This window comes from Okeania sp. SIO2B9 (genome assembly GCF_010672505.1).
GTDB lineage: Bacteria > Cyanobacteriota > Cyanobacteriia > Cyanobacteriales > Microcoleaceae > Okeania > Okeania hirsuta.
On sequence record NZ_JAAHGK010001031.1, the window covers coordinates 1 to 2,806 of the forward strand.

General features: G+C 36.5%; 3 protein-coding genes. 1 reads left to right on the forward strand and 2 read right to left on the reverse strand.

All coding sequences use genetic code 11. The features are described from left to right. Positions 1 to 579 precede the first annotated feature (579 nt). The gene (locus F6K13_RS26860) at positions 580 to 969 is read right to left on the reverse strand and encodes a hypothetical protein (protein ID WP_124146738.1); all 390 of its coding nucleotides are present in this window, start codon (positions 967 to 969) and stop codon (positions 580 to 582) included. 352 nt (positions 970 to 1,321) lie between these two features. Here F6K13_RS26860 and queA point away from each other — a divergent pair, with 352 nt between their 5' ends. Continuing rightward, positions 1,322 to 2,419, forward strand: a complete 1,098-nt coding sequence (gene queA, locus F6K13_RS26865) for a tRNA preQ1(34) S-adenosylmethionine ribosyltransferase-isomerase QueA (RefSeq protein ID WP_124146739.1) — start codon at positions 1,322 to 1,324, stop codon at positions 2,417 to 2,419. Between the two features lie 57 nt (positions 2,420 to 2,476). On the opposite strand, the gene rpmF is transcribed toward queA, so the two are convergent. After that, positions 2,477 to 2,653, reverse strand: a complete 177-nt coding sequence (rpmF, locus tag F6K13_RS26870; protein ID WP_124146740.1) for a 50S ribosomal protein L32 — start codon at positions 2,651 to 2,653, stop codon at positions 2,477 to 2,479. Between the last annotated feature and the right edge of the window lie 153 nt (positions 2,654 to 2,806).

The following is a 2,806-nucleotide window of genomic DNA, read 5'->3' on the forward strand; positions in this document are numbered from 1 at the left end:
TCCTAATACCTGATTAACTCTAAACGAGTTTAATCCAGGTATTAGGCGTTGTTGAATAACAGTATGATTTTTAGTAGTCAGTAGGGTTATAGGTACTAAATCTCTGTTTGCTTCATATCCAGATAGAACATAGATCATACAATCATTATATATTTTCCCTACTTCCAAAATTCATCCCTCTTTTCAGCAATGCGAGGTATTCAATAATTTGCCTATGCCACCAGAAGCACTAAGCAAAAGTCTGGAACATCCATAGGCTAAACTTTAATTTAAAAAAAGGACTATCAGACTACAGAATCAATTCCGTGACTCATTTTTCATCCAAGGGTTAAAACCGCCTAGCTTTCTTCTTCCTTTGATATTTTTGTAGGCTGGAATGAGAAACCAATTTTAATGCAAATTACTTCTATTCCTTATGACCAAAAGGCTCTCAACTGTAGAATGCTGTGCAAATTAGAAAAGTAAGTTAAATTATAAAGAATAAATTAAGTGTGTCTTACTCTTGTTGTACCGGTACTAATATGATTAATGTACAAGTACAAGTACAGGTACAAATTAAAGTAAGAGTAAAACTATAGCTCAACCTAAAGTTTCGGGACAATACCCTAAACCCTTGACAAATTGGGTACGGAATGATTCTATTTCCTCCTGATTGGGCTGGCCATGAGATACTATTGCTACCTGATACCGTCTCATCACACTTAAAGGTGATTGTCCAGTTTCTAGACTCCACAATGCCATTCTGATACGGATATCAGGCTGATAAGGTATTCCTAATTCATTCATAAAAGCCCTAAAATCCCCATGTTGTTGAGGAGTTAAGTAGTGACTCATTTTGATTTTTACTACCCAACCATCAATTTGATGAATCACAGTCATAAATTGAAGCGGTAGTTGATGAGTAATGCATAGGTATTCAACTACTCTCAGGCAGAGGCTAGTATTTGCTATAAAGTAAAGGTATTCCATCTCAATCTAACTATTACCGCTGAAAACTACTGCTTTTCCCTCGGTTTAACCTCTAAATCTTTTGCTACTACAGAGGAAAAATTAAAGGTAATGAAAAACGGTTGTAGGGAGCGGGGCGGATATTGCCGCTTCCTAGTTAATAATTTAGGTTTATGTTCTAGAATGTCTAGAGTTTTGAACTAGACGATCAATCTGTTATTTTTCACTACAGATACATCTGCTCTACACTCTGAAAATTAATTCTGTACTTATATACTCTATATTTTCTCTTAATGTGTAGCATATCACTAGGGGAAAACTACCCTAATTTATCTGGGGGATTTTACCCAATTACGAGTTATATATCACTAATATGACTGAGGTAGATTGGTCTATTGATGCTTATGACTATGAACTGCCCCAAGAGCTAATTGCTCAAAACCCCATTGTCCCCAGGGATAGTTCTCATTTAATGGTTGTAGATTCACTTACACATCATAATTGTATTTTTAGAGATTTACCAGATTTACTCGAATCAGGAGACTTACTAGTTTTAAATAATACTCGCGTTATTCCTGGGAGGCTTTATGGCCACAAAACTACTGGTGCTCGGGTAGAAATATTGTTGCTCAAACCAGTGGAAAATGATTGTTGGCTGGCTTTAGTCAAGCCTGGTAAACGTTTTAGCAATGGTACAACAATTGAATTTATACCTAATTCATCTAACTGTAATTATAAGTTACAGGCAACAGTATTATCAACAGATAGAGAAACTGGTGGGCGATTTTTACAGTTTAACTTACCTCAAGGAATTTCGTTAATCAATTTATTAGACCAATTTGGTCATGTGCCATTTCCGCCTTATGTGACAGATTCACAGGCTCTCACAGAACAATATCAAACTGTATATGGTACTATTTTAGGTGCAGTAGCTGCACCTACTGCTGGTTTACATTTTACTGATGAATTACTAGAGAAACTAGAACAAAAAAATATTAGACTAGCTTTCATCACACTACACGTTGGTCTTGGTACATTTCGGCCAGTTGAGACTGAAGACATCACGAAGCATGATATGCACTACGAATGGATAGAGGTTTCACCATCAGTTGTAGACAAAATTAATCAAACAAAATCCCAAGGTGGACGTATAATTGCAGTAGGAACAACAGTAGTTAGAGCTCTTGAGGGAGCAGCGCTAGCTAATCAGAACAATAGTAATGAACAGCTTTCTATCTCACCATTTTCTGGTTATACCAATATATTTATTTATCCAGGCTACAAGTGGCAAATAGTAGAAGGTCTAATCACTAATTTTCACCTACCACGCTCCAGTCTGCTGATGCTTGTAAGTGCAATGATTGGGAGAAAACGCCTTTTTAGCTTATACCAGGAGGCGATTGCCAAAAAATATCGCTTTTATTCTTTTGGTGATGCGATGTTCATTTTGCCAGTTGCTAGGATAAATTAGTCTAATGGTTAAAATATTTTGAGAATTGGACATTATTTTTCCCAATTCTCTGATAGATTAATTTTCTTCCTCTTCTTCCTCAGCACTTGGATATACAAAACTGTGGGAACGTTGAGTAAGAACTGATTTCCCTAAAGATAGCGCCTTCTGTGCCTCCAGTCTTGCTTTACGCTTCCACTGAGCTTTTCGCATATTTGTCTTAGACTTGGAAGTTCTCTTCTTTGGTACAGCCATGAAAGTTATTGTATAGATAATTATAGACAGACTACTATAGTACCTTAATTTTAGTAACTATGGAAGACCTCTATAGAACCCTTATGGTATATTTGCACGGGGTATGTGCTTTTGGCTGCCGTCCTCAGAACTCAGTCCTCAAAAGTAAAGAAA